This window comes from Pseudoclavibacter sp. JSM 162008, from assembly GCF_041366455.1.
GTDB lineage: Bacteria > Actinomycetota > Actinomycetes > Actinomycetales > Microbacteriaceae > Pseudoclavibacter.
Genome location: NZ_JBEWYX010000029.1, coordinates 1 through 22,928 on the forward strand (window position 1 = coordinate 1; position 22,928 = coordinate 22,928).

The window sequence follows — 22,928 nt, forward strand, 5'->3', positions numbered from 1 at the left end:
GAGGGTAGCGTTACGCATGTCGAGGTCTCTCGGATGGGTGTGTAGGAACTTCCATCATGGGAGACCTCGACCTCTACCAGCGCAACGACGCACTCCCCCACTCCTACACTCTCAAACGCGATGAGCCAGATTGCCTGCCCGAACCGCCTTGACGCAGTTCTCTGCCTCGGCGTTGTACGAGCGGAGCATGAGCTTTGACATGTCCCGGACGAACTTGCGCCCCTGCGCTTCACTGTTATTGAAGGTGAACGAGTTCGACGCCTGTGTAGCGTGGCCGTCCCGGACGGCGACTTTGATGTTCGATCGGACGGTCTCTAAGCGAGTTGAAATGGCGATCGAGTCCTCCGCGGGGTGCTCAAAGTCGTAGAGGCCGTTCTCTTGCACCTCGACGGCCCCGCGAAGGTCGAGGAGGCTTCCGTTCAATGTGGAGATTTCTTGCTGTCTCTGAGCGAGGTCATGCTCGGCGCCCCGGATACGCGATCGGATCTGGTTTTCCTCGGCCATGAGTGCGTCCACCGCCGCGGCGCGCGCCTCGACCTCGAGCAACCCGTGGTGCTGGACCAATCTGGTCATCTTCGCGAGTTCGTCCCGTAGGAGTTCGGCGTGCCGACGCGTTCCGAGAAAAGGAATCTTTGCAGCTGTCAGTGGCGATAGCGCTTCAATCGCCTCAGCTGGTTTCAGCTCCAGTGCATCCACTGCCTGCTGACCCTCGCGCTGAACGTGCTCAGTCCATCGCACCCCATCCCAATAACGATGCTCGAACCGCTCCGTTGGGTCTGGGTGCCAGCCTGGAGGTGTGGAAGCCTCATGCGTATTCATGGAGCGATGCAATCAGCCCGGAGCCGCTCCCCACAACGTCCGGGGAATTAGTAGACCGGGACTGACCGTAGGTCAGGTTCCAACCGCGGCTGCGACCTGCGCGACGGCAGCCTCGAGACCGGCTTTTGCCGCATCCCGGTCTTCCGACTCGCGGATGAACGCCTTCGCCCCTCGGGGCATGCCGCAGTAGTCGAAGACCCCGTGCTCGATCTGCGTGCTGAAGGACTCCTCATATCCGTGCCGCGCGAACGAAGCCTCCGAGAAGCCGGACACGGGCAGCAGGTGCGCGGTCAGATGACCCAGCTTCGGCACGACCCGGTCGTTCTCGCCGAGCTCGAACGCCCAGCCGGTGATGAAGACGCGGTCGATCCACCCCTTCAGCAGCGCGGGCATCGACCACCAGAAGACGGGGACACGAGCACGACATCCGTGGCGCGGTCGAGGCGAGCCTGCTCCGCGAGCACGTCGGGCCCAGTGATCGAACCGCCCTTGTAATCGGCCCGGTCGTTTGCCGAGAAGCGCGGGTCGAAGCCCTCCTGCGCGAGGTGGGCCACGTCGACCTCGACGCCCTCCGCTTCGAGGCGTTCGCGCAGCTGCTGCGCCGCCGTGTGAGTCAGGGAATCTGGATCGGGATGCGCGGTGACGATGAGAGTAGGCACCAGGAGAGTCTGCGCGGGCGACCTTGGAACCGCGCTCAGGGAGCACCGTCGGAGGCCGCAGCGAATCGCGCGGCAAGAGCGGCGGCGGCCTCGGCCAGCTCCGGAGGCCCGACCACGTCGAAGTCGGCGTCGAATCTCGCGATCGAGGCCAGCAGGCCGGTCCACGACCACGAGCCGAGTCGGACCAGGCAGGAAGTCTCATCTACTTCGGTGACCAACGCATCCGGCAACCAGCTCGCCGCTTCGAATGCGGGCATACGCAGCAGCACGTCGCCCGTGCACGGCCACTCGTTGGCGTCGCCCGCCCCTTTGAATCGCACTTCGAGGAACGTGCGCGCGTCACCGGTCGGGATGCTGCGTTCTTCGAACTGCGCCCCGAGTTGCTCCCTGGGGGTGATGCGGTCAAGGCGGTAGACGCGCCACTCGGCGCTGTCGAGCTTCCAGGCCACCAGGTACCAGCGGCCGCCGCGCGCGATGACCGCGTGAGGTTCGACCCGGCGAGGGGCGACCGGCGTCGAGTCGTCGGCGCCTACTGACTCCGAGGTTGGGGTTGGCGTGTAGTCGAACCGGAGAACGAGGCGATCGCGGGTCGCCGTGCTCACGATCTCGAGGACGTCAGGGTCCACGCGCATCTCGACCATCGCATCCGCTGACCCAGTGAACCGGATGCCGTCGACCCGATGCCGCAACCGCGACGGCATGACCTGCCGCACCGTCTGGAGGGCCCGCGCTGCGGCCTCGTCGATGTCGACGCCCAGAGCTGGCGCGCCCCGCAGTGCCACGGCGATCGCGACGGCCTGCTCGTCATCGAACCGCAGCGGTGGCAGCTCAGAGCCCGCGGCAAGGCGATACCCACCGGCCGGCCCCTTCCATGCCTCTATGCGGTACTCGAGCTCGCGCAACCGGTCGATGTCGCGGCGCACCGTGCGCGGCGTCACATCGAGGCGGTCGGCGAGCTCCTGCCCCGACCAGTCGCGCCGAGTCTGCAGCAGCGAGAGCAGCTTCAGGATGCGCGAAGAGGTAGCCGAGGTCATGCGCCCAGTCTCCCAGCAGTAGCGGACCGAACCCGTCCTCTACTGCTGGGAGGCTCACCGCAGCGGCAGGTGCCGCGGCCAGCACATCACCAAGGAAGCGGGAACACCATGAGCATCACCACGACAACCCACCTCAACTTCACCGGGACGGCCCGGGCCGCGCTCGAGTTCTACGCCGAGGTCTTCGGCGGCGAGGTCTCCATCGCCACCTACGCGCAGTTCGGGATGCCCGCCGAGTTGCCCGGCGCATCCAACGTCGTGTTCGGGCGAGTGGATGCGCCGAACGGCTTCCGCGTCCTCGCCTACGACACCCCGGGCCGGCCAGGGGAGGGGCTCGCCGGTACTGCGGGGGAGACGAGGCGCGAGCAGGGCGCCACCGTCACGAGCGCGCCGTTCTTCCTCGCGGCGAGCGGCGAGACGCTCGACGAGGTCACGGGCTACTGGGAAGCGTTGTCGGGTGGGGCTGACGTCATCGAACCGCTGGCCGCATCCGCCTGGTCGCCCGGTTTCGGGATGCTGCGCGACCGGTTCGGCGTGACCTGGGTGCTCGACGTGGTTGTCACTCCCTGACCGGAGGCTGGAGTGGTACGCTATCCGGTACCATCTGGAGGTGCGTTATGGCAGCTATCAGCGTCACGGAAGCACGCAAGGGTCTGTTCGGGTTGATTCAACAGGTGAACGAGGATCACGCACCCGTTGAAGTCGTCTCAAAGCATGGAAACGCAGTCCTGATGTCGAAGGACGACTACGACGCCTTGGCGGAGACCGCCTACTTGCTGCGCAGTCCTGCGAACGCGAAGCGGCTGCTGGAGTCGATGGAGCGCGCTCGAAACGGTGATGTCACGGTACGCGACCTCATCGAAGAATGAGTCGTCAGCTGGCTTTCGACGCGCACGGCTGGGAGGACTACGTCTACTGGCAGGCTCAGGATCGGAAGACCCTCAGGCGCATCAATCAACTCGTCGGTGATGTCCTTCGTGATCCATTCTCCGGAATCGGCAAGCCAGAGCCCCTCCGCCACGTGCTCAGCGGTGCGTGGTCGCGCAGGATCGACGACACCAATCGGCTTGTGTACCTGGTCGAGGACGAGCGGATCGTCATCCTGCAAGCACGGCATCATTATTGACGGATGCGCGGCCCGGTCGATCGCGGAGGAGTTCTGCATCCAGCCGAGGTGCACGTGGTGGCGCGCCCACTGCGACGCGTGCCCTACTCGGGTTTCCAGGTGCTGTCGTCTCTCCACGGGGCGAGGTCGACCTCGTTGCCTTCGGGATCGGCGAGCGTCCAGTACTCGGGGGCGGAGGCGTCGTTGACGACCCGCCCTCCGGCGGCGAGGGCCGCCTCGAGGCGCGCATCGACCTGGTCGCGCGGCACGTAGACGTCGACGTGCATCGTGTTCCGCTCGGTGCGGGGCGCGTCGATCTGCTGGAGCCAGACGTTGGGGCCGACGGCGATAGGGTCGGCCAGGTCTTCACCACCTCGCCGCTTGTAGGCGAGGACCGCCTCCCAGAAGGGGAGCACGGCGTCGAGGTCCACCACATCGATCGCGATCTGGATGCTCTGCACCGTGTCCGGGGACGCCTCGATGCCCAGCCCACGAGCGATCTCGGAGATGCGTGCCGCGAGGGTGATGTCGCGTTCGCTGAGGTCGCCGACGTCGTGGCTGATGAGGCGCACCATGACGGAGCCGTAGCGGAGGTCGACGTCCGGGTGATGGTTCGCGTCGTCGGCAGCCCGGGCGATCTCGGCGACGAACGCGGCCCCCTTCGAGAAGTCCCCGGTCCGGAAGTTCGCGCGGGCGCCGTCGCCGACGACCCGCCAGTCTCCGGTGCCGTCGGCTTGGCGGAACTCGCTAGGTGAGACTCGATCGCTCATGGCCGCGATTCTCGTCGACCGACCCGAGAAGCGCCCCCTGAAGTCTCGGACGGCTCAGGAGAGGTGGGCACCGCAGCCGCATTGCCCACTTCTGCCGTCGCCTTCGACTCGGCGGCCTCCGAGTTCGGCGGCTGGGTCTCCGCGTACGACTTCGACAGGAGCCGGTACTGCGGTGACGCGAACGCGACGATCACCAGTCCAAGCAGCAGGATGCTCGCGATCAGGAAGACCAGGGCGATGCCGCGAGCGTCCCCGTCGCCGAGCAGCCACCCGAGCGACTCCTGACCCTCGCGGGTCTCCATGAAGGGGATGAGCCAGAACTCGGCGATCGGGCCGATCATGAACGCGCTGATCGGCGTCGACGCCGACTCCACGGTCGCCGCGAAGCCGAACACCCGACCTTGCTTCTCGAACGGAACCACCCGCTGGATGACGGTCTGCTCGGCGGCCTCCGCGATGGGCATGATCGCCATGAACAGGAACATGCCGACGATGAACAGCCAGCCGTACTCGCGGATCGTGAAGGCCGCCCCGAGGAGCGCGACGCCGATGTTCACGAGCAGCAGCGTGCGGACCGGGTTCTTGCCGAGCCCGAACTTCGCGACGAGGCCACCGCCCACGATGAAGCCGATGCTCGTGACGCCGAGCCAGACGCCCCACATCTCAACGGAGAAGAGGGTCAGACCGTACGGGTCCATGAGCGCCATGAAGACGCCGCCGACGAGGTTGTTGAGCGTTGTGAAGAGGATGAGCGCAAGCAGGCCGGGCACGAGCATGACCGCGGGGATGGCGCCGCGGAAGTTGACCTTCGCGGCTCCGGCAGCGGGGTCGTGTGCGATGCCGCGCTCGGGGATCGACACGAACAGGAGATGGGCGAACGCAACGGCAGTCGCGACGATGGCGATGAACACGGTCGGCCCCATGCCCAGGAGTCCGACCGAGAGCCCCGAGAACACGCTCGTGACCATGAAGGCGATTCCCTGCACTGTGCCGACGAGGCCGTTGGCCTTGTCTCGGCGATCGGCGGGCACGAGCAGCGTGACCGTCGTCGAGAGGGCGATGTTGCGCAGGTTCTCGACCACGCCGCCGACGAGGATGACGCCCGCGAAGAGCCAGAACCAGATGCCGTTCCAGTCGACCTGCGTCTCTTCGGGGAAGCTCAGATAGAGGACTCCAGCGAGGAGGTACGTGATGAGGGTGACCGCGCTCGAGATGAGCATGACGGCCTTCTTCTTCAGATGGTCGACGATCGCGCCGAAGATCATGCCGAAGACGGCGACGAGCAGCATGTAGCTGCCGCCGATAATGGAGGTCGCGAGCACAGAGCCGGTCTCGAGGTAGGCCCAGAACGTGAGCGCGAACCACAGGTAGCTCGTCGTGACGTTGGCGATGAGCGTGTTGACGAGCACCTGGTAGAAGCTGCGGAGCGTCGCGAGCGTCGGCACGTCCTGGTGCGGGAGAGCGGGCGGGGTCGCCTGATCGGTCATGAGTGTTCCTGGTCTCGTGAATCGGTGATCTCATCATTCACCTGGCCGCCGACATTCGGAAGCGGTTCGGTGATGGTTGCAGGACTGAGGTTTACAGCCATTGCGGTCAGTGCTTGACCGCAATGTTCGTACGATGGGTTCATGTCCACCGGCTCCCGCATGCTGCAGCTCCTCACCCTCCTCCAGAACCACCGGTTCTGGGCCGGAGAGGAACTCGCGACGAAGCTCGAGGTGAGCCCGCGCACCCTGCGCCGCGACGTCGAGCAGCTGCGTGAGCTGGGCTACCCGGTGGAGACCACGCGCGGTCTCGGCGGCGGCTATCGGCTCAGCGCGGGAGGTTCGCTGCCGCCGCTCATGGTCAGCGATGAGGAGGCGCTCGCGATCGTGCTCGGGCTGCGGGCGGTGACGGCGAGCGGGGTCCAGGGGGTCCAGGATGCGGCGGTCGGTGCGCTCGCGAAGATCGTCCCGGTGCTGCCGATGCATGTGCGCAAGCTGGCGGCGGGCATCGGCTCGACGGTCTCGGCGGCGCAGGCGCGCGACGGTGCGCCGCAGGTGGAGGTCGCCGTGCTCGCGAGCGTCGCCACGGCCTGCCGCGACCGCACGCTGCTCGCTTTCGCCTACGAGAAACGCGACGGTGCGCTCTCGGAACGCCTCGTGGAGCCGCACGCGTTGGTCCCGGTCGCCAGGCGCTGGTACCTCGTCGCGTTCGACGGTGACGCCGGCGACTGGCGCACATTCCGCCTTGACCGGATGCGCCGTGTCGAGTCTCGGCCGAAGCGCTTCGGGTCCCGCCCCATCCCCGGAGGTGATGCGGATGCGTTCGTGCAGGCCAGCATCCGGAACCTCCCTGCGCGATACGAGGCGGTTGTGCGCGTGAAGGTGCCGGCCGAGCTGGCGAGGGCGGAGGTCGGCCAGTGGGGAGGCGTCAGCGAGCTCGAGGGTGGCTGGAGCGAAGTCCGCATGCGCACTGACGAACTCGACTACGTGGTCTACCTGCTCGCCCGGCTCGAGGCGCCCTGTGAAGTGGTGGGGCCACCGGAGCTCGTCGACCGGCTCGAAGATTGGCGCCGACGGCTCTCTCGGGTCGCAGGGGTCGGCGGTGTCACGGAGCGGGCCGCGCAGGAAGACGAGCTCACAGGTAGTCGTTGATCGCGGCCTGCGCGATCGAGCCGTGCTCGACCTCATCCCAGCTCAGCGCTGTTGCGACGTCAGAGGCAGGTGCCTGCATGATCCGATCGTGGATGCGCTCGGCAAGCGTCCCGGGATCGACTGCGTCGGTGACGACGAGGAAGGTGACGACGACGTAGTCACCGTGCTCGCGCGCGACCTGCTCGTGGATGCGATTGGCTGCCTGGTCTGCGCATCTGAGGACGAGTCGGGACGGGAGCGTCGGGTTGTCCAGGACGACGACCACGTGGTGAAGCGCCGGGAGTCGCGACGACAGCTCGATCGCCGTCCTGATCGTGGAGTCCAGCGTCCACGCGAGCTGGCGTCGCGTTGTCGCGGAGGAGGCGTCGGCGCCGATCACCGCGGCGGCTGGATTCTTATCGAAAAGCACCGAATTCGGTGCCGAGAAACCGGTGGGGGAATATGTCGCCGAGAATGCGGAAAGGCACGGCAGGGGGTCGCCGAGCAGAAATAGACGCATTTCGCGACGACGAGGTCCGCGAGAGATCGCCGCGGAATCTGCGGCCGCCTCGGGCGAGGTCATGGCGTGACTCCTTGTCCACAGCAGTGACGCTTCACAATGTATTGATCGACGATTCCGGCGGGCTCTGGCCGTCAGCTCGAATCGCACTGGCGCGGCCGGCGGCGGAGTGGTGCGGGCGCAGTCGCACCGCGGCTGCGCCCGCCCGGTGGGCTAGCTCTTCCGCTTGAACGGATCGGCTGCCTGCGTCTTCTCGCGCTTCTGCGCCCGACGTTCCTTCAGGGTGAGCTGCGGTGCCTTCTTCGCGCTTTCCCTGGATTTTCTCTCTGCCATTGAAATACTCGCTTCCCTTTTCTTCAGCTGGCGGTATCCGGATGACCATAGCCCATTTCCAGGAATATATCTCGGCCGTCACCAATCGCTCGCTCCGGTGCCTTCTGGGCTAGGCTGGGGGTTTTACCCGCGCCGCGTTGCGGCATCACATGGAGGACGTCGTGGAAAAGATCTGGATGACGCCGACGGCATTGCAGCGACTTCAGGAAGAGCTCGCCGAATTGACGCGCGGAGGTGCCCAGTCGTCGGCGCGAGCCCGCGAGCTGCGTGGGCTCATCGAGCACGCCGAGGTGGCGGCGAAGCCCGACGACGGCCGTGTGGAGCCGGGCATGCAGGTGAGCGTCCGCTTCGAGAGCACCGGTCGGGAGGCGACGTTCCTGCTCGGCAGCCGAGCGCTCGCCGGGCTGGATCCCACGGTCGAGGTCGATGTCTATTCAGCCGACTCGCCTCTGGGCAGGGCGCTCGTCGGCAGCACGGTCGGCAGCACCGTGACCTTCACGCCACCGGCGGGACAGCAGCGCGTCAGCGTCCTCGCAGCGGTGCCGTTCGCCTGAGGTCGAAGGGTGTGAGGTCCTTCACCGGTCGGCGACGAATCGCCTCGTGACGGCGATGTCCCGCTCGCCGAGGCCCGCGTCCACGAGCTCGTCGAATGCTGCCCGGAGGGTTGGGAGCAGCACGGGATTCGTGCCGGTCGCCGATGCGACGTCGGCCGCGAAGGTGAGGTCCTTGACCATGTACTTCGCGACGCCGGAGGGGGAGTCGTCGCCGGAGACGAGCTTCTCCCGCCTGCTCTCGAGCAGGTTCGAGCCGGCGTAGCCGCCGCCCAGCAGATCCCAGAGCACGCCGAGGTCGATGCCGCTTCGTTCGGCGAGGACGCTCGCCTCCCCGAGGGCCAGGATCGTGGACGAGACGATCATCTGGTTGCAGGCCTTCGCGACCTCGCCCGCGCCGAGCGGACCGAGGTGCACCGGGCGGCCGCAGGTGTTCAGGATGCTCGCGGCGGTGGCGACGTCGTCGTCCGGGCCGCCGAGCATGATGGAGAGCGTGCCGGCCTTCGCGCCGTCCTCCCCGCCGGAGACGGGGGAGTCGACGACGCGCACTCGGCCGTCGGTCTCGGCGGCGAGGCGGTCGGCCAGCTCGCGGAGCCCGGTCGGCGACACGGTCGATCCGACCATGATGAGCAGTTCGCCGGCGCCGGCGAGGAGTCCGTCTTCGCCGCCGAGCACGGCCTCGAGCTCTGGCAGGTCGGGCAGCATCACGAGGACCGCGTCGCTGGAGGCGGCCAGCTCGCGCGGTGTCTTATGCCAGGTGGCCCCGGCGGAGACGAGCTCGGCCGCTCGCTCGGGGCGGCGGCCGGTGAGGTGCAGCGTGCCGTGCGCAGAGAGCAGGTGGCCCGCCATCGGCAGGCCCATGGCGCCGAGGCCGAGGACGCCGATGCGAGGGGAGTGAGCAGCAGTGGTCATGAGCACACCCTAGCTCGGAGAACATTGTGTAGGACACTGTTCACAGTGTTGAATCAGCGTAAGCTCTCCCTGTCGCCACCGAATCGAAGAGGATCCTATGACTGACAGCCCCCAGACACTGCGCGCGGTCGTCGCCGTCGACCTGAGCGAAGAGCTGTGCCAGCTCATCGAGCGTCTTGAGCCCCGCCTCGAGGTCGTGCGCGACCACTCCTTCTACCGTCCGATGCGCGGACCCGCCGACTGGTCCGGCGACCCGAGCGTCACACGCACTCCTGAGCAGCAGGCGGCATTCGACGAGCTCGTCGACTCGGCGGACATCCTGTTCGGGCTTCCCGATGTCGACCCCGCCTCCCTTGCGCGCACCGTCGCCGCGAACCCGCGACTCCGCTGGGTGCACGCGACCGCCGCTGGCGGCGGCGGGCAGGTGAAGGCTGCCGGTCTCGACCAGGATGCGCTCGAGCGCATCGTCTTCACGACGAGCGCCGGCGTCCACGGAGGAACCCTCGCGGAGTTCGCGCTCTTCGGTGTCCTCGCCGGGGCGAAGGACCTCCCGCGTCTCCAGCAGCAGCAGGCGGCCAAGCGGTGGACGGACCGCTGGGAGATGCGCCAGCTCGATGAGATGACCGTGCTCATCGTCGGGCTCGGCGGCATCGGCAAGGCGGCCGCAGCGAAGTTCTCGGCGCTCGGCGCAACCGTGCTCGGCACGACGCGCAGCGGCGAGGCCGTCGAGGGTGTCGACCGCCTCGTGCCCATCGATGAGCTCGCGTCCGCGGTGTCCGAAGCCGACGCGATCGTCGTCACCCTCCCCGGAACCGACGCCACGACCGGTCTGCTCAGCGCCGAGGTCTTCGCGAACGTGAAGCCAGGCGTCATCGTCTCGAACGTGGGGCGTGGAACGGTCATCGACGAGTCCGCGCTGCTTGAGGCGCTCGATGACGGCCGCGTCGGCTTCGCCGCGCTCGACGTCTTCGAGGTCGAGCCGCTGCCGACCGGGAGTCTGCTCTGGTCGCATCCGAACGTGCTCGTCAGCCCGCACACGGCCGCACTCTCGAGCGCCGAGGAGCCGCGCATCGCGAAGCTCTTCGCCGAGAACGCGCGCAGGCTCCTCGACGGCGAGCCGCTCAAGAACGTTGTCGATATCGTCGAGTTCTACTGATTCCACGGCCGGTGCTCGTCGCAGCGTGACGAGCACCGGACGTTTCACCACGAGGAGCGGCGCCGTGCCAGACGCAACGGATGCATCACCGAAGACCGGCGATCAGGACGCACCGGAGCGCGACCTCGCGCCCGCCGTCACGCGCTCGCTGCGCATCCTGACGCTGCTCGCCGAGGCGGACGGCGCACCCATGACGCTCAGCGATATCGCGAGAGCCCTCGGCATCGCGAAGTCCTCGACGGCGAACCTCGTGACGGTGCTCGAGGAAGGGCGGATGCTGCAGCGCGTGCCGCAGGGGTACCAGCTCGGCAGGCGCACGGCCGAGCTCGGCGGAGCCTACGCGCAGCAGTTCAACCAGATCCGCGAGTTCTTCGGGGTGTGCGACGCATCGCTGGTGCTGCGCAGTGAACTGGTGCAGGTGGTCATGCTCGACGGGCCTGACACGGTCTACCTCGCCCGGCACGAGGGGCGGCGACGCTATCAGCTGGGCACTCCGCTCGGGTCGCGCCTGCCAGCGGCTCTCACCGCGTCCGGCCGGGCATTGCTCATGCGCCTGGACGACGAGGAGGTTGTCGACCTCGTGGGCGCATCCGCACCCTTCCCGAAGCTGACGCCGCAGAGCATCGGCACGACGCAGGAGCTGCTCGACTGCCTCGCGGTCGCGCGTGAGCGCGGCTACTCGATCGACGCGAACGGCTCGGTCGGCGGGGTGACGGGGGTCGCGGTGCCGCTCGCGTCCTGGTCGCCGAGCGATCCTCCGTTCGCGCTCGGGGCCGCGCTGCCGACGGAGCTCGCGAGTGAAGAGCACGTCGCGAGGGTCGGCGAGGCGCTCATCGAGGCTGCCAAGGAGCTCACGAACCCGCTCGCCGGGAGGTAGTTCCCCAGATCTCACGAAACCGTCGCGTTCAAAGTGTTGAACGTCGTCCAGTGGAGTGTTAGCTTGGGGTGAGAAGCATGCACCACCGGACGCCTCGGTCACCCACGCCGCGGCAATCCGCACATCAAAGGAGATGTTCCGTGACTGAGACCCCCCGGCCCCCCGTGCCGTCCGACGACCCGGAGTACGCCGACAACCTGCGCCGAGCCACGCTGGCCTCCAGCATCGGCTCCGCCCTCGAGTACTTCGACTTCGCGCTCTACGGGCTCATGACGGCGCTCGTCTTCAACAAGCTCTTCTTCGACCAGAGCGACCCGGCCGTCGCCGTCATCGGCGCCTTCGCGATCTACGGCGTCGGCTTCGTCGCCCGCCCCTTCGGCGGCCTCTTCTTCGGCACCATGGGCGACCGCCTCGGCCGCAAGGGCGTGCTCGTCATCACCATCCTCCTCATGGGCGGCGCCTCGACGGCCATCGGGCTTCTCCCCACCTACGAGACCATCGGCCTCTGGGCTCCAGCGCTGCTCGTGCTGCTGCGCCTGGCTCAGGGCTTCGGCGCCGGAGCCGAGCAGGCCGGGGCCACCGTGCTCATGGCCGAGTACGCCCCCGTCAAGCGTCGCGGCTTCTTCTCGGCGCTGCCCTTCGTGGGCATCCAGGCCGGCACCCTCCTCGCCGCCGTCGTCTTCAGCCTCCTGACCCTCATGCCGGACGAGGCGTTCCTCTCGTGGGGCTGGCGTGTCCCGTTCCTCGCATCGTTCCTGCTCATCCTCGTCGCGCTCTTCATCCGTATGCGCCTCCGCGAGACGCCGACGTTCGTCGAGCTCGAGAAGAGCGACCAGGTCTCCGACCGCCCCATCCGCGAGATCTTCACGCGCGGCATGCCCGGCGTCATCACCGGCATCGGCCTTCGCATGGCCGAGAACGGCGGCTCGTACATCTTCCAGAACGTGTCGCTCGCGTTCGTGGCAGGCACCTTCATCGCGAACCCCGTCGACCGTGGCGTCGCAACGTGGGGTGTCACGATCGGCTCGCTCATCGGCATCTTCTCGGTGCCCCTCACCGGCCACCTCTCCGACAAGTTCGGCCGCCGCGCCGTCTACCGCTTCGGAGCGGTGTTCATGCTGCTCTTCGCCTTCCCTGCCTGGTGGATGCTCTCGCTCGGCAACGGGCCGCTCACGATCGCGGTCATCGCGGTGGGCATCGGCGTGGCCGTCAACTCGATGCTCGGACCGCAGTGCGCCATGCTCCCCGAACTGTTCGGCAACAAGCACCGCTATCTCGGCGTCGCGATGGCACGAGAGATCTCCGCGGTGCTCGCCGGCGGCCTCGCCGGTGTGCTCGGCACCTGGCTGCTCACCCTCACCGGCGGAAACTGGGTGGTCATGGGGCTCTACCTCGCGACGCTCGCCGCCATCACCACCGCAGCGACGTTCCTCGTCCCCGAGACGAAGGGGCGCGACCTGCTCCGCAAGGAGGACGCGATCCGCGTCTCCACCGACGAAGAGGACACCGGTTTGATCGACCTGCAGGATGTCTACGAGGCCGCGCCGGTTGCGGCCGGGAGCGGGCGATGAGCCTGCCGGTCGGACTCAAGTCGTTCGATCTGACCGGGCGGACGGCCCTCGTCACGGGGTCGAGCCAGGGCATCGGCCGCGCACTCGCGGGCGGTCTCGCAGCAGCGGGCGCGCGGGTGGTGGTGCACGGGCGCGACCGAGCGAAGGCAGAGCGCACCGCCGCATCCATCGCCGAGACGCTCGGCCTCGCGGGCACAGCGTCCGAGCCGATCGTCTCGACCTTCGACGTGACCGACGCGGCGGCGGTGGATGCGGGCATCAGCGAACTCGAGGCGAGCATCGGCACCGTCGACATCCTCGTCAACAACGCGGGCATCCAGCGGCGCGCCCCGATCGCCGAGTTCGCCGACGCCGACTGGCACGAGCTGCTCGCCACGAACCTCACGAGCGCGTTCCTCCTCTCGCGACGGGTGGCCAGAGGCATGCAATCGCGGAGCAGCGGGAAGATCGTCAACATCGGCAGCGTGCAGTCGCAGATCGCCCGGCCCTCGATCGCGCCGTACAGCGCGACGAAGGGCGCCATCGTGATGCTCACGAAGGGGCTCTGCGCCGACCTCGCCCCGTCGGGGATCACCGTGAACGCGCTCGCGCCCGGCTACTTCGCCACCGAGCTCACCAAGGCGCTCGTCGACGACGCAGAGTTCTCTTCCTGGGTCGCGCAGCGCACCCCGGCTGGGCGTTGGGGCCACGTGGATGAGCTTGTCGGTACGCTCGTGTTCCTCTCCAGTGACGCTTCGGCGTTCGTGAACGGCCAGACGATCTATGTCGATGGCGGAATGACGGCGGTTGTGTGATGCGAATCTCCAGGATCCAGACCAGTGACGGAACGGTCACGCACGCGTTCGCCGAGGGCGACTCGTGGGTGCCGTGCAGTGACCCCTACGAGGCCTTCGCGCGCGGGGAGGAACCCGCGCGGCAGGGCGATCCGGTCGCCGACGCGACGCTGCTCGCGCCGGCCGAGCCGCGCATCGTCGTCGGCATCGCGCAGAACGGGCCAGAGCATCCCTCACCCGTGCAGGCCTGGCTGAAGAGCCCCCGGACGGTCGTGCCGAGCGGCACCCCCGTCGAGCTGCGCCGCAACGTCGGCAAGGTCGTCATCGAGGGGGAGGTGTGCATCGTCATCGGTCGTGACGCGGCCGACGTATCCGCCGAGGACGCCCACACCGTCATCCTCGGCCTCACCGCCGTCAACGACATCTCCAACCCCGAGCGCGGCAGCGTCGACCCGCGCAACTTCGAGGGCAAGGGCGGCGTCGGCTACACGCCGCTCGGACCGTGGATCGAGACGAGCGCCGACCTTGCGAGCGCCGAGCTCGAGGTCCGCATCAACGGCGAGCGCACGGTGCTCACCGGCAGCCACGAGCTGCCCGCCGGCGTTGCCGAGTGCGTCGCCTACGTCACGAGCTGGGTGCCACTCGGCCCCGGCGACATCATCATGACGGGCGCCCCGAGGTCGGCGTTCCCCGCCGAGCCGGGCGACCTCGTCGAGATCACCGTCGCGGGCGTGCCCCTCGTCACTCCGTGCGTGTGAACCAGGCTCGCCCCGAGACCCAGGGAGGGTGCTTGTGATCCAGGAGAACCTCGCAGTCGTCGCGCACGGCAAGAATGATCTCCGGCTCGACGCGCTGCCGGAGCCCACGCCCGCCACGGGCGAGGCGGTCGTCGCGATCGCCTACGGCGGCGTCTGCGGATCCGACCTGCACTACTGGATGCACGGGGCCGCCGGCGAGTCCATCCTCCGCGACCCGTTGGTCCTCGGCCACGAGATCGTCGGCACCGTCCTGCACGCCGCCGCCGACGGCAGCGGCCCCTCCGTCGGACAGCGCGTGGCGGTCCACCCGGCCACGCCCGGCGGGGACGGCACAACGCCCTTCCCGGCCGATCGACCGAACCTCTCGCCCGCCGGCACCTACCTCGGCTCGGCCGCGCGCATCCCGCACACGCAGGGGGCCTTCGCCCGCCGCGTCGCCCTCCCGTCGCGGATGCTGCGCGTCCTGCCAGAGGGCCTCGACCTCAAGCTGGCGTCGCTCGCCGAGCCGGCCGCGGTCGCGTGGCACGGCGTCGGGCAGGCCGGCGACGTCCGGGGCAAACGGGTGCTCGTCATCGGCGCCGGCCCCATCGGGGCGCTCGTGGTCGCCGTGCTGAAGCACCACGGCGCGGGCGAGATCATCGCGAGCGACCTCCACGAGCTGCCGCTCGCCGTCGCGACCGAGCTCGGCGCCAACCGCGTCGTCGACGCGCGCGATCCCGACGCGATCGCCGAAGTGCACGCCGACGTCGTCATCGAATCGTCCGGCACCGTGCCCGGGCTCGCGAGCGCCATCCGCGGCGCGGGGCGGGGTGGGCGTGTCGTGCTGCTCGGCCTGCAGCGCAGCGGCGAGGTGCCAGCACTCCTCTCTCTCGCGATCACCCGCGAGCTGACCCTCGTCGGCTCGTTCCGCTTCGCCGACGAGATCGACGCCGTCATCGACGCCCTCGCCGACGGATCGCTCGTCGTGGATGCAGTGCTCACCCACGAGTTCCCCGTCGAGCAGGCGCTCGACGCGTTCGCCGTCGCCGGCGATGCATCCCGCTCTTCGAAGGTGCTGCTCTCCTTCGACCCCGAGGATGATGGATCACCAGAAGAAAGGGGTGTCTCGTGAGCTCTGACCAGGCCGAACGGCGGGCGCGCGCAACCGCAGCCGGGCATCCCGCCCTCACCCACCCGCCCATGATCGTCATGGGTGTGCAGGGCACGGGCAAGACGACGATCGGCTCGGCGCTGGCGGAGCGGCTCGGCGTGACCTTCATCGACAGCGACGACCTGCACCCGACCGCCAACAAGACGAAGATGGCGGCCGGGACGCCGCTCGAGGACGAGGACCGGGTGCCGTGGCTCAAGGTCGTCGGTGCGACCATCGCCGCCAACGCGGCGGAGGGTCGGACGACGATCGTCGCGTGCTCGGCACTCAAGCGCTGGTACCGGGAGCTGCTGCGCTCGAGCGTGCCCGAGCTGCAGTTCGTCCACCTCGCCGGCCAGCGTGACCTCGTGGCCTCCCGCCTCGCGACTCGTCAGCACGAGTACATGCCGACGACCCTCCTCGACAGCCAGTTCGAGGTGCTCGAGCCGCTCGCCGCCTGGGAGGCGGGGGTCGTGGTCGACGTCGACGATGCTCCTCCAGTGATCGTGGACCGAGTCATGGCCTTTCTGGAGGCCCGGGAATAGATCTGCTCGCACCACGTTGTATGCATATGCATGGAGTTGGGACTCAGGATCCTTCCCCTTCCGGACCTACCAGCCCCATGCATCCACAACGAAAGGGCTGATCATGCAGTTCGGAATCTTCTCCGTCAGCGACATCACACGCAACCCGGTCACCGGCGAGACGCCGAGCGAGGCCGAGCGCATCGACGCGATCGTCAAGATCGCCCAGAAGACCGAAGAGGTCGGCCTCGACGTCTTCGCGATCGGCGAGCACCACAACCCGCCCTTCTTCTCCTCATCGCCCGCCGTGCTCCTCTCGCACATCGCCGCCCTCACGAAGACGCTGCGCGTCTCCACCTCCACAACGCTCATCACGACCAACGACCCCGTGCGCATCGCCGAGGAATACGCGATGCTGCAGCACCTCTCCAAGGGGCGCATGGACCTCATGCTCGGCCGCGGCAACACCGCCCCCGTCTACCCGTGGTTCGGCAAGGACATCCGCTCCGGCCTGCCCCTCGCCCTCGAGAACTACAACCTCCTCCACCGCCTCTGGCGTGAGGACGTCGTCGACTGGGAAGGCAAGTTCCGCACACCCCTGCAGGGCTTCACCTCCACGCCCCGCCCTCTCGACGACGTGGCACCCTTCGTCTGGCACGGCTCCATCCGCACCCCGGAGATCGCCGAGCAGGCCGCGTTCTACGGCGACGGGTTCTTCGCGAACAACATCTTCTGGCCGAAGGAGCACTACATGCGCCTCATCGACTTCTACCGCCAGCGCTACGAGCACTACGGCCACGGCAAGGCGTCGCAGGCGATCGTCGGCCTCGGCGGGCAGGCGTTCATCGCCAAGAACTCGCAGGACGCGAAGGATCAGTTCCGCCCCTACTTCAACGAGGCGCCCGTCTACGGCCACGGCCCGCGCATGGAGGACTTCATGCAGCAGACGCCGCTCTCCGTCGGCAGCCCGCAGGAAGTCATCGACAAGACCCTGACCTTCCGCGAGCACTTCGGCGACTACCAGCGCCAGCTGTTCCTCATGGACCACGCCGGCCTGCCCCTCGGCATGGTGCTCGACCAGCTCGAGCTGCTCGGCTCCGAAGTCGTGCCCGTGCTGCGTCGCGAACTCGAGGCGCTCCGCCCCGCCGAGGTGCCGGACGCCCCCACCCACGAGTCGCTCGTCCTCGCCAAGTACGGCGACACCGCCCCGCGTCAGCCGCGCCCGAACGAGAACCGCGGCGACAACGTCACCGGCTCCTCGCCCTACCAGGACACCGCGCTCGTCGCGTAGCTCCCGCCGTTGAGCGGATGCGCGGGGCCGGCCCCGTCGGCCGGCCGCGCGCATCCGCCCACCACCGATTCCGCATCCCCGCTGGAACATGCTCAGAAGGACTCTCATGACCAACGCACAAGGCGCCTACCGGCTCGTCGTCGTCAACGCCGGCATCAGCGATCCGTCATCGACGAAGCTGCTCGCCGACCGCATCGAGCGCGGCGTCGCGAAGCTCGCATCCACTCGCGGACGCGATGCTGTATCGACGCACATCGATCTGCGGATGCTCCTCCCCGAACTCCCAGCCGCCCTCGGCTCGCAGAGCTTCGGCCCGCAGTTCGAGCGTGCCATCAGCGCGCTTCGCGACGCCGACGGCATCATCGCCGCCACGCCCGTCTACAAGGCCGGGCCCAGCGGACTCTTCACCTCGTTCTTCCAGACGCTCGACAACGATCTCCTCATCGCGAAGCCGGTCGTCCTCGCCGCGACGGCGGGCACCGCGCGCCACGCGCTGGTCGTCGACGAGCAGATGCGGTCCATGTTCGCCTACCTGCGCACCATGACCGTGCCGACGTCGCTGTTCGCCTCCACCGAGGACTGGCAGGACACGGGCCTCGGATCCCGCATCGAACGCGCATCCGTCGAGCTGCTCGCCCTCATGGAAGCCGGCGTCGAGCAGACGATCCGCGGCGACAACTGGGGCGGCTACCAGCACGAGCTCGGCAGCGCGGGTGGAACCGAGCTGAGCATCGAGCTGGGCTCCGACCTCATGCGCATGGCCGCAGGCGGCGGCGCGAGCTAGCCTCACCCGGCTCGGGATGGCAGAGTCACTTCGTTGAGGTTAGTTTTCCGAGGCGAAGTGACTTCGCCATCCCGAGTCGGTGGCTGCGCGGCCGGTGACTGCGCCGTCATTCGATGCGCAGCGGCTGCGGCGGATGAAGCGCCGACGGGCCGACGCGGAGGGTCTGGTCAGGTGCACTCGGGAGACTGCTCCTCATGACTTCCCAGAGCAAGGCCTTCGGCAATCGCGCGATCCTCTCGACCGGGCAGGGGCTACTGACCGCCGCCTACTACGCCACCCCCGACTTCATCCCCTCGAAGGCGGCTCGCGGTGTCCTGAAGACCGCGATCACGCTCGGCATCACCGGGCTGGCGGTTCTCGAGTATCGCGACGCGAAGCAGGGAGCCCTCGAAGACTCGGATCTGCTGGTGCAGCCGGCGGCGCAGGCACCCGGCGAGCTCATCGGCGGCCCGCGCGAAGAGAACGACGCGCCGCATCCAGCCGAGGGATCCCGTGACGAGGGCGGTACTGGCTCGACGGAGAACAGCTTCTCCGCGTTCTGGCTCTCGCTCACCCCGGCGAGGCGGGCATCCCTCAGTGGGGTTGGCGTCGTGGGTGCGCTCGCGACCGTCGTCGGAATCGCGGCAGCCGAGCGTGGGATCTATCGGTTCGGCGAGCGCCGCGCCGAACGAGGAGTGACTGCCGCGCACACCAAGACCGGGCTTGCCATCGGCGGCATCACGACGCTGATCGCGCTCATCCCGACGCCTAAGGGCAAGTAGCGCGCGTCCCGCGGCCGACGCGCGCGAACCTCTGCGGACGCCTAGAAGCCCACGAGCACCTCGTCGATGATCGCGATGCCACGGCGTGCATCCGCGTCGGCGATGACGGCGGGTGGCACGACGTGGATGCGGTTGTCGGCGACGAAGGGCAGCAGGCCGCGCGCGACGAGCTGCGACTTGATGGTGGCCATGTCGGCGGCGGCGAGCGGCGACCGGGTCACGGGGTCGCTCACGAGCTCGATCGCCCAGAAGACTCCCTTGCCGCGCACTTCCCCCACCACCTCGTGGCGGGCCGCGAGCTCGTGCAGGGCTGGCCCGATGACTTCACGGCCGAGGCGGGCCGCGTTCTCGACGATGCCCTCCTCTGCCATGGTCTCGAGCGTCGCGACGATCGAGGCGGCGGCGAGCGGATGCCCCGAGTAGGTGAGACCGCCGGGGAAGACCTGCTCGTCGAACTGGGCCGCGATCTCCTCGGAGATGACAACCCCGCCGACGGGCACGTACCCGGAGTTGACGCCCTTCGCGAAGGTGATGAGGTCGGGGCGCACGTCGAAGGCGTCGAACGCGAACCACTCCCCGGTGCGCCCGAATCCGGCCATGACCTCGTCGAGGATGAGGCGCACGCCGTAGCGGTCGCAGATCTCGCGCACACCCGCCAGGTAGCCGGGCGGCGGCATGAGCACGCCGGCCGTGCCCGGGATGCTCTCGATCAGGATGGCGGCGACCGAGGCGGGCCCTTCGGCCTGGACGACGCGCTCGAGGTGGTGCAGCGCGCGTTCGCTCTCCTGCTCGGGCGTCTCAGCCCAGAACTCCGAGCGGTACAGGTACGGGCCGAAGGCGTGCACGTGCCCGGTTGCATACTCGTTGGGGATGCGCCGCCAGTCGCCGGTTGCGACGATCGCCGAACCCGTGTTGCCGTGGTAGCTGCGGTATAGGGAGACGACCTTGTCACGCCCGGTCGAGAGACGGGCCAAGCGGATCGCGTTCTCGATCGCATCCGCTCCGCCGTTCGTGAAGAACACCTTCGAGAAGCCTTCCGGGGCGTGCGACAGGATGAGCTCCGCGGCCCTCGCCCTGGTCTCGTTGGCGTGCGCGGGGGCGATCGTGATGAGCTGCGCGGCCTGCTCCTGAATGGCGGCGATGACCTTCGTGTGCTGGTAGCCGATCGTGACGTTCACGAGCTGGCTCGAGAAGTCGAGGTACTCGTTGCCGTCGTGGTCCCAGAGCTTGGCGCCCTCGCCCCGGGCAATGGGGAGCGGGGAGATCTTGCCCTGGGCAGACCATGAATGGAACACGGACGCGAGGTCGCGGTCACGAACGTCGGTGTTGCTGGCGGCACGGCTCACGGTTGGGGCGGTCATGCGTCAACTCTGGGGCCGCGGATGCGCGCAGCAGGTGAACAAATCGGCGAGAATGGGTGCCATGACTCGACAAAAGCGTCAGGCGCCCCCGATAGGGTGGGGCATGTCATGAGCGTCTCGCTGCGCGAACTCGTCGAAGAGACGGAGTTCAAGCTGCGCGTGCTGCACGCCGCAGACGACAGTGCCCTCGAGCGCGCGGTCGTCTGGGCGCACAGCTCCGACCTGGTCGACCCCACGCCGTGGCTCGAGGCGGGCCAGCTCCTCCTGACCGACGGAATGCAGTTCGCCGTAGCCGAAGCCCCGGAAGACCCGGAAGCGTCCGGCCTTGATGCGGCGGTGGACACGTCCGCCGCGATCTCCCGCGCGCCGGTCTCGCGCTCACCGATCCTGCGCTCACCCGTGTCGGCGACGGCCACCGTGCGGTTCCAGGCGCTCGCGAGTGAAGGCTTCTTCGACGCCTACGTGGCGAGGCTTCGCGCAGCGGACGTCGCTGCGCTCGGCTTCGCGACGGAGGTCATCCACGCGGAGGTGCCCGCCGACCTCGTCACCGCGTGCACGCGTCACGGCCTGACGCTGGTCGAGGTGACCGAGCGGACCCCGTTCATCGGCATCATCCGCTACCTCGCCGACCAGCGAGCCTTGGAGCAGCGGGCTCGTCTCGAATGGTCCCTGCAGGCGCAGCGAAAGCTTGCACGAGCGGCGCTCAGGCCCGGCGGGCTCGGTGCGATCCTGGTCGAGCTCGAACGGCAGCTGGAGAGCTGGGTCGCGCTCTACGACTCGACGGGGCTTCGTGTGGATGCGCCGACGCGCATCCGCGTGCCCGAGAGCGAGGCGCCCGAGGTGGAGCGGATGGTGCAGAGCCTCCTCGCTCGCGGGGGTCGATCGGGCGCGCGTCTGCACGGTGACAGCGGCGACGTGACGCTGCAGACGGTCGGCCAGCACGGGCAGCTGCGCGGGGTGCTCGCCGTCGGCGGCCGGGCGCCGCTCGACCTCGCCGGCAATGATCTGGTGGCGAGCGCCATCGGCCACGCGTCGATCGCACTCGAGCAGAATCGGGAGCTCGACGCAGCGCGCGGGCATCTCCGCGTCGGCCTGCTCGAGCTGCTGCTCGCTGGGGAGATGGAGGTGGCGAGGCGCACCGCGGAGACGGTCTGGGGCGAGCTGCCTGCGGCTCCCGTCCGCGTCGTGCAGGCGAGGGGCGGGGAACCCGGCCAGGCGCTGCTGGACCGACTCGAACGGCTGGCCGGGTCTGGCGGCGAGCCTCTGTTCTTCGCGGCGAGGGAGCAGGAGCTCATCGCGATCGTCCCCGCTGGCGGCGGGGCCACTCTCGTCGAGGCCCTCGCCGACGCTGGCTTCTCGGCGGGAGCATCCGCACCGGGTGACTGGGCCGAGCTGCCTCGTCTGCTCGCGGAGGCGCGCAAGGCGGCGGAACGCAGCACACCGAGCCGGCCCTCGGTGCGGTTCGAGGACCTCGCGACAACCGGCATGCTCGGTGCACTCGAGGCCGCCGACGGCCGCGTCACCGCACGCCGTGTGCTGCAGCCCCTGCTCGAGCACGGAGATCAGGGTCGACTCCTCCTGGACACGCTCGCCGCGTGGACCGAGGGGAACTGCGCGTGGGACCCGGTCGCGAAGTCGCTCGGCATCCACCGGCACACACTGCGCAGCCGCGTCACGACCGCCGAGCAGCTGCTCGGCATCGACCTGCAGACCTTCGCCGGGCGTGCCGAGGTGTGGTCGGCGATGCGGCTCCTCGACGACGCCTGAGCTGCGGCTGCTTGGCCGCGGCGCGACGCGGCCTGAGACGCGGCTCGGCCGTGACGTGATTCGGCTGGCGGCCCGCGCCGGGCCGTCAGTGCTCGTCGCGGAGCTTCGCCGCGAGCTGCCGCATGCTGAGGGCGCGCTTCTGCCAGAAGGCCCACATGCCGAGCCACACGAACGGGGTCAGGAGGCCGGCGCCCATCTTCAGCTGATCGCGGTAGAGCGTGCGGCCGCCGGGCAGTGGCGAGACGACCATCCGGTGCTCGAACGTGGTCATGACGGCCATGAGCCCCGATTCCGGGTACCCGCGGTCGCGGAGCTCGTGCATCCCGTCTCCCAGGTCGCGGTACTGGCCGTCGATGACCTGCGTGCCCAGCGGGACCACGCCGAGCAGGCGGATCTCGACGCGGTGCGGGCTGTCGGGTGACCACCGCTCGGGGAAGCCGCCAGGTTCGAGCGAGCGCACTTCCGCGAGGGGGCCCGCCACTGCGCGGAAGGCTTCCGGCCGCTGGAGAGCGTCGGCGAGCAGTTCGGTTGGGCAGTCGAGCTCGAGCTTCAGGAGGATGCGCACTGGCACATCCTCACCTGCTCGCCTCGGAAGACGCCTAGGCTCCGGCGGGCCCGGGGTTGCGCATACACGCAGTCACAGACCCCGGGCTTGCGCATCCGGATCTCTGGAAACGGATGTGCAAGCCCGAGGTCTGTCCCGGCCTGTCGTGAACGGGGCTCAGCCGTGGTGGGCTGCTCAGTCGTTCTCGGGGAAGCCGAGGTTGATGCCGCCGTGCTTGGCGGGGTCGAGCCAGCGGCTGGTGACGGCTTTCTCGCGGGTGTAGAAGTGGAAGCCCTGGAGGCCGTAGGCCTTGC

The 22,928-nt window shown here is 68.6% G+C and carries 24 protein-coding genes and 1 pseudogene; 16 read left to right on the forward strand and 9 right to left on the reverse strand.

The annotated features are described in order from the left end of the window. Window positions 1–111: 111 nt before the first annotated feature. The 3 genes and pseudogenes from ABVF28_RS16690 to ABVF28_RS16700 all read right to left on the reverse strand — a co-directional run bounded on the left by ABVF28_RS16690 (window position 112) and on the right by ABVF28_RS16700 (window position 2,512). The gene (locus ABVF28_RS16690) at window positions 112–819 is read right to left on the reverse strand and encodes a DUF2510 domain-containing protein (protein ID WP_371031388.1); all 708 of its coding nucleotides are present in this window, start codon (window positions 817–819) and stop codon (window positions 112–114) included. Window positions 820–891: 72 nt separating this feature from the next. Continuing rightward, window positions 892–1,478 (reverse strand): annotated as a pseudogene (locus ABVF28_RS16695) (NAD(P)H-dependent oxidoreductase). A gap of 35 nt (window positions 1,479–1,513) precedes the next feature. Continuing rightward, window positions 1,514–2,512 (reverse strand): helix-turn-helix transcriptional regulator, encoded by a 999-nt coding sequence (locus ABVF28_RS16700; protein ID WP_371031389.1) that lies wholly within the window; start codon window positions 2,510–2,512, stop codon window positions 1,514–1,516. 108 nt (window positions 2,513–2,620) lie between these two features. Between ABVF28_RS16700 and ABVF28_RS16705 the strand changes: the two genes are divergently transcribed. Genes ABVF28_RS16705 through ABVF28_RS16715 form a run of 3 tightly spaced genes read left to right on the forward strand, consistent with a single transcriptional unit; the run spans window position 2,621 to window position 3,638 of the window. Continuing rightward, complete coding sequence (locus tag ABVF28_RS16705; RefSeq protein WP_371031390.1) at window positions 2,621–3,082, forward strand: VOC family protein; 462 nt, start codon at window positions 2,621–2,623, stop codon at window positions 3,080–3,082. A 47-nt stretch (window positions 3,083–3,129) separates the two neighbouring features. Further along, window positions 3,130–3,381, forward strand: a complete 252-nt coding sequence (locus ABVF28_RS16710; protein ID WP_104254138.1) for a type II toxin-antitoxin system Phd/YefM family antitoxin — start codon at window positions 3,130–3,132, stop codon at window positions 3,379–3,381. After that, window positions 3,378–3,638, forward strand: coding sequence for a Txe/YoeB family addiction module toxin (locus ABVF28_RS16715; RefSeq protein ID WP_371031391.1), 261 nt, complete (start codon window positions 3,378–3,380; stop codon window positions 3,636–3,638). Before ABVF28_RS16710 ends, ABVF28_RS16715 begins: the two co-directional genes overlap by 4 nt. A gap of 83 nt (window positions 3,639–3,721) precedes the next feature. Here the strand turns inward: ABVF28_RS16715 and ABVF28_RS16720 are convergent, their stop codons facing one another. Together ABVF28_RS16720 and ABVF28_RS16725 are read right to left on the reverse strand one after the other, a co-directional pair. Next, a complete protein-coding gene (locus ABVF28_RS16720) occupies window positions 3,722–4,387 on the reverse strand; it encodes a VOC family protein (protein ID WP_371031392.1) in 666 nt (221 codons plus the stop codon). Then, complete coding sequence (locus ABVF28_RS16725) at window positions 4,384–5,874, reverse strand: MFS transporter (protein WP_371031393.1); 1,491 nt, start codon at window positions 5,872–5,874, stop codon at window positions 4,384–4,386. The genes ABVF28_RS16720 and ABVF28_RS16725 overlap by 4 nt, the downstream gene beginning before the upstream one ends. Window positions 5,875–6,015: 141 nt before the next feature. Between ABVF28_RS16725 and ABVF28_RS16730 the strand changes: the two genes are divergently transcribed. Next, complete coding sequence (locus ABVF28_RS16730) at window positions 6,016–7,023, forward strand: YafY family protein (RefSeq protein ID WP_211891429.1); 1,008 nt, start codon at window positions 6,016–6,018, stop codon at window positions 7,021–7,023. Here the strand turns inward: ABVF28_RS16730 and ABVF28_RS16735 are convergent. Further along, window positions 7,007–7,402 carry a hypothetical protein gene (locus ABVF28_RS16735; RefSeq protein ID WP_179555696.1) on the reverse strand — a complete coding sequence of 132 codons (396 nt, stop codon included), beginning with the start codon at window positions 7,400–7,402 and terminating at the stop codon, window positions 7,007–7,009. The genes ABVF28_RS16730 and ABVF28_RS16735 overlap by 17 nt on opposite strands. A 614-nt stretch (window positions 7,403–8,016) precedes the next feature. Here ABVF28_RS16735 and ABVF28_RS16740 point away from each other — a divergent pair. Beyond that, window positions 8,017–8,409 (forward strand): GreA/GreB family elongation factor, encoded by a 393-nt coding sequence (locus tag ABVF28_RS16740; RefSeq protein ID WP_258068326.1) that lies wholly within the window; start codon window positions 8,017–8,019, stop codon window positions 8,407–8,409. 21 nt (window positions 8,410–8,430) lie between these two features. Here the strand turns inward: ABVF28_RS16740 and ABVF28_RS16745 are convergent, their stop codons facing one another. Further along, complete coding sequence (locus ABVF28_RS16745; protein WP_371031394.1) at window positions 8,431–9,318, reverse strand: NAD(P)-dependent oxidoreductase; 888 nt, start codon at window positions 9,316–9,318, stop codon at window positions 8,431–8,433. A 97-nt stretch (window positions 9,319–9,415) separates the two neighbouring features. Between ABVF28_RS16745 and ABVF28_RS16750 the strand changes: the two genes are divergently transcribed. The 10 genes from ABVF28_RS16750 (at window position 9,416) to ABVF28_RS16795 (ending at window position 18,942) form a co-directional block, all read left to right on the forward strand. Continuing rightward, window positions 9,416–10,474, forward strand: coding sequence for a D-2-hydroxyacid dehydrogenase (locus ABVF28_RS16750; protein ID WP_371031395.1), 1,059 nt, complete (start codon window positions 9,416–9,418; stop codon window positions 10,472–10,474). 64 nt (window positions 10,475–10,538) lie between these two features. After that, window positions 10,539–11,351 carry an IclR family transcriptional regulator gene (locus ABVF28_RS16755; protein WP_371031396.1) on the forward strand — a complete coding sequence of 271 codons (813 nt, stop codon included), beginning with the start codon at window positions 10,539–10,541 and terminating at the stop codon, window positions 11,349–11,351. Between the two features lie 140 nt (window positions 11,352–11,491). Then, on the forward strand, window positions 11,492–12,922 hold the full coding sequence (locus ABVF28_RS16760) for an MFS transporter (protein WP_258068323.1): 1,431 nt from the start codon (window positions 11,492–11,494) through the stop codon (window positions 12,920–12,922). Next, window positions 12,919–13,716: an SDR family oxidoreductase gene (locus tag ABVF28_RS16765; RefSeq protein WP_371031397.1), complete on the forward strand. Its 798-nt coding sequence runs from the start codon at window positions 12,919–12,921 to the stop codon at window positions 13,714–13,716. Before ABVF28_RS16760 ends, ABVF28_RS16765 begins: the two co-directional genes overlap by 4 nt. After that, entirely contained in the window at window positions 13,716–14,453 is a 738-nt protein-coding gene (locus tag ABVF28_RS16770; protein ID WP_211891432.1) for a fumarylacetoacetate hydrolase family protein, read from the forward strand. The genes ABVF28_RS16765 and ABVF28_RS16770 overlap by 1 nt, the downstream gene beginning before the upstream one ends. Window positions 14,454–14,487: 34 nt before the next feature. Then, window positions 14,488–15,564 carry an L-idonate 5-dehydrogenase gene (locus ABVF28_RS16775; protein ID WP_371031398.1) on the forward strand — a complete coding sequence of 359 codons (1,077 nt, stop codon included), beginning with the start codon at window positions 14,488–14,490 and terminating at the stop codon, window positions 15,562–15,564. Further along, window positions 15,561–16,127, forward strand: a complete 567-nt coding sequence (locus tag ABVF28_RS16780) for a gluconokinase (protein ID WP_371031399.1) — start codon at window positions 15,561–15,563, stop codon at window positions 16,125–16,127. The genes ABVF28_RS16775 and ABVF28_RS16780 overlap by 4 nt, the downstream gene beginning before the upstream one ends. Window positions 16,128–16,230: 103 nt before the next feature. Then, window positions 16,231–17,397: an LLM class flavin-dependent oxidoreductase gene (locus ABVF28_RS16785; RefSeq protein WP_371031400.1), complete on the forward strand. Its 1,167-nt coding sequence runs from the start codon at window positions 16,231–16,233 to the stop codon at window positions 17,395–17,397. A gap of 106 nt (window positions 17,398–17,503) precedes the next feature. After that, window positions 17,504–18,181, forward strand: a complete 678-nt coding sequence (locus ABVF28_RS16790; protein WP_371031401.1) for a CE1759 family FMN reductase — start codon at window positions 17,504–17,506, stop codon at window positions 18,179–18,181. A 194-nt stretch (window positions 18,182–18,375) separates the two neighbouring features. Next, complete coding sequence (locus tag ABVF28_RS16795) at window positions 18,376–18,942, forward strand: hypothetical protein (protein WP_371031402.1); 567 nt, start codon at window positions 18,376–18,378, stop codon at window positions 18,940–18,942. A 41-nt stretch (window positions 18,943–18,983) separates the two neighbouring features. Here the strand turns inward: ABVF28_RS16795 and ABVF28_RS16800 are convergent, their stop codons facing one another. Beyond that, the gene (locus tag ABVF28_RS16800) at window positions 18,984–20,303 is read right to left on the reverse strand and encodes an aspartate aminotransferase family protein (RefSeq protein WP_371031403.1); all 1,320 of its coding nucleotides are present in this window, start codon (window positions 20,301–20,303) and stop codon (window positions 18,984–18,986) included. A gap of 108 nt (window positions 20,304–20,411) precedes the next feature. On the opposite strand from ABVF28_RS16800, the gene ABVF28_RS16805 reads away from it, so the two are divergent. After that, window positions 20,412–22,070: a PucR family transcriptional regulator ligand-binding domain-containing protein gene (locus ABVF28_RS16805; protein WP_371031404.1), complete on the forward strand. Its 1,659-nt coding sequence runs from the start codon at window positions 20,412–20,414 to the stop codon at window positions 22,068–22,070. A gap of 85 nt (window positions 22,071–22,155) precedes the next feature. Here the strand turns inward: ABVF28_RS16805 and ABVF28_RS16810 are convergent, their stop codons facing one another. Beyond that, complete coding sequence (locus ABVF28_RS16810) at window positions 22,156–22,635, reverse strand: hypothetical protein (protein WP_371031405.1); 480 nt, start codon at window positions 22,633–22,635, stop codon at window positions 22,156–22,158. Between the last annotated feature and the right edge of the window lie 293 nt (window positions 22,636–22,928).

Excerpts from the sequence above, each read along its gene's own strand:
- ABVF28_RS16690 (WP_371031388.1), bottom strand. The coding sequence starts at position 819 with ATGAATACGCATGAGGCTTCCACACCTCCAGGCTGGCACCCAGACCCA.
- ABVF28_RS16700 (WP_371031389.1), bottom strand. The coding sequence starts at position 2,512 with ATGACCTCGGCTACCTCTTCGCGCATCCTGAAGCTGCTCTCGCTGCTG.
- ABVF28_RS16705 (WP_371031390.1), top strand. The coding sequence starts at position 2,621 with ATGAGCATCACCACGACAACCCACCTCAACTTCACCGGGACGGCCCGG.
- ABVF28_RS16710 (WP_104254138.1), top strand. The coding sequence starts at position 3,130 with ATGGCAGCTATCAGCGTCACGGAAGCACGCAAGGGTCTGTTCGGGTTG.
- ABVF28_RS16715 (WP_371031391.1), top strand. The coding sequence starts at position 3,378 with ATGAGTCGTCAGCTGGCTTTCGACGCGCACGGCTGGGAGGACTACGTC.
- ABVF28_RS16720 (WP_371031392.1), bottom strand. The coding sequence starts at position 4,387 with ATGAGCGATCGAGTCTCACCTAGCGAGTTCCGCCAAGCCGACGGCACC.
- ABVF28_RS16725 (WP_371031393.1), bottom strand. The coding sequence starts at position 5,874 with ATGACCGATCAGGCGACCCCGCCCGCTCTCCCGCACCAGGACGTGCCG.
- ABVF28_RS16730 (WP_211891429.1), top strand. The coding sequence starts at position 6,016 with ATGTCCACCGGCTCCCGCATGCTGCAGCTCCTCACCCTCCTCCAGAAC.
- ABVF28_RS16745 (WP_371031394.1), bottom strand. The coding sequence starts at position 9,318 with ATGACCACTGCTGCTCACTCCCCTCGCATCGGCGTCCTCGGCCTCGGC.
- ABVF28_RS16750 (WP_371031395.1), top strand. The coding sequence starts at position 9,416 with ATGACTGACAGCCCCCAGACACTGCGCGCGGTCGTCGCCGTCGACCTG.
- ABVF28_RS16765 (WP_371031397.1), top strand. The coding sequence starts at position 12,919 with ATGAGCCTGCCGGTCGGACTCAAGTCGTTCGATCTGACCGGGCGGACG.
- ABVF28_RS16770 (WP_211891432.1), top strand. The coding sequence starts at position 13,716 with ATGCGAATCTCCAGGATCCAGACCAGTGACGGAACGGTCACGCACGCG.
- ABVF28_RS16785 (WP_371031400.1), top strand. The coding sequence starts at position 16,231 with ATGCAGTTCGGAATCTTCTCCGTCAGCGACATCACACGCAACCCGGTC.
- ABVF28_RS16790 (WP_371031401.1), top strand. The coding sequence starts at position 17,504 with ATGACCAACGCACAAGGCGCCTACCGGCTCGTCGTCGTCAACGCCGGC.
- ABVF28_RS16795 (WP_371031402.1), top strand. The coding sequence starts at position 18,376 with ATGACTTCCCAGAGCAAGGCCTTCGGCAATCGCGCGATCCTCTCGACC.
- ABVF28_RS16800 (WP_371031403.1), bottom strand. The coding sequence starts at position 20,303 with ATGACCGCCCCAACCGTGAGCCGTGCCGCCAGCAACACCGACGTTCGT.
- ABVF28_RS16805 (WP_371031404.1), top strand. The coding sequence starts at position 20,412 with ATGAGCGTCTCGCTGCGCGAACTCGTCGAAGAGACGGAGTTCAAGCTG.